General features: G+C 70.7%; 1 pseudogene. It reads left to right on the forward strand.

What is annotated here, in order from left to right:
• Positions 1–46 precede the first annotated feature (46 nt).
• Positions 47–1,912, forward strand: a pseudogene (locus tag CAG31_RS27950) (hypothetical protein); the annotation flags it as partial.

The raw sequence follows: 1,912 nt of genomic DNA on the forward strand, positions 1-1,912 counted from the left end.
CCGGCTTCCAATGACTCCGTCGCCCACCCGCACCGGAGTCTTTGCCATGCTCATCCAGCCCCTGCGAGCCGTCGCCCCCCTGGCCCTGCGCGAGCCCGAGATCCCCGGCCGCACCGAACCCCAGCTGCCTGACGGCTCATGGGGCATCAACCGCGCCGCCGCCCTGGACAACTTCCCAGGCAAGGGCCTGAAGGTGCACATCCTGCCCTGGGCCAACATGAGCCGCGGCGACAAGGTCGAGCTGCTGTTCGACAACGGCAAGGTCGACCAGCACACCCTCACCCAGGACAGCGAGGTCAACGAGCGCGTGACCCTGTGGGTGGCGCCGGGGCGCATCGCCAGCGGCGCGCACACCCTGGGCTACATCGTCACCCGCCTGAGCCAGTTGCCCGAGCCCTTCGCCCCGGCGGTGCAGCTCCACGTCAAGCTGGAGCTGCCCGGCGGCCAGGACCTGGATCCGGAGGACGGCGCCCATTCCGAACTCTTCCAGTACATCGACCCCGAACTGGTCGCCGGCGGCATCGACAAGGACACCGCCGCCCAGGGTGTGGACGTCACCATCAAGGCCAAGCCCGGCCGCCCGGCCAAGCCCGTCTACCCCAACATCGCCGTGGGCGACGTGGTGACCCTGAGCTGGGGCGGCGTGCTGGTGAGGTCGGCGCCGGTGACCCAGGCGCAGGTCGACGACCCGGACGCCAACCCCCTCACCGTCCACGTCAGCGAGGCGGTGATCCTCGAGGCCGGCGACTCGGGCCCCGAGGGCCTGGCCGTGACCTTCACGCTGCATGACCGGGTCGACAACGCCGCCGAGGACTGGTGCCGGGAGACCCGGATCGTGGTGGACACCGGCCACTCGCGGCTGGGCGCGCCGATCGTCAAGGAGGCGGTCAACAACACGCTGGACCTGGACGCCCTGGGCGACGCCGACGCGACCGTGCAGATCATCGCCCTGGCCCCCGACTTCAAGCTGGGCGACGTGATCGTCGCCGTGCTCAAGGGCACCACGCTGGAAGGCGAGGCGGTGGCCGTCGAGGTGCGCGGCCAGCCGCTGGCCAACCTGCCCAGCATCGTCGAGCTGAAGGTGCCCAACCTCAAGGTGCGCGACCTGGCCAAGACCCAGGCGATCTTCAGCTACCGCGTAGAGCGCGGCGGCTCGCCCGACCTGCTCTCCAAGGGCCGCTTCGTCAACCTCGTCGGCGAACCCAAGCGCCTGGCCGCGCCCGTCGCCGAGGACGCCCAGGACGGCGCCCTCGACCCGGACCTGCCGGTCGTGCGCGTGCGCATCCCCTACGACCCGCTCATCCAGGAAGGCATGGCCATCGAGCTCAAGTGGCTGGGCACCCGGCCCGACACCACCACCTACGACCCGGTGCTGGACTGGTACTTCCCCAGCAAGGCCGAGGCCGACGACCCGGCCGGCTTCACGGTGACGGTCGAGGGTCGGCACCTCAAGACGCTGGAGGGCGGCACGCTGGACCTGTCCTACAACCTGCTCGCCGACGACAACGGCACCATCGTCAGCCGCGGCTCCCTGCACGCCGCGCTGCTCAACGTCGGCGCGCCGCAGCTGGAGCTGGTCAAGCCCACCGTCCTCGGCGAGAAGGACGGCGCCCTCGAACCCAAGGACCTGGCCGGCGGCACCAGCGCGGTCACCTGCCCCAACCCGCTCGCCACCCCGACCAAGCCCATGGACGTGGTCACCTGGCAGCTGCGCGACGCCGCAGGCGGCGTGCTCCACGAAGACAGCAAGACCCTCAACGCCCTCAGCGCCGGCAAGGACGTCGTCTTCACCCTCAGCGCCGCGTTCGTGCAGCAGCACTTCGAGGCCCGGCGCGGGGAGACGCTGACGGCGAGCTACAGCATCCGGCGGGCCGAGACGGGCAAGGTGAGCTATTCCAATCCGCTGGGGTTC

Origin of the sequence: Pseudomonas sp. R25(2017), from assembly GCF_002112565.1 — a bacterium.
Lineage (GTDB): Bacteria > Pseudomonadota > Gammaproteobacteria > Pseudomonadales > Pseudomonadaceae > Aquipseudomonas > Aquipseudomonas ekonensis.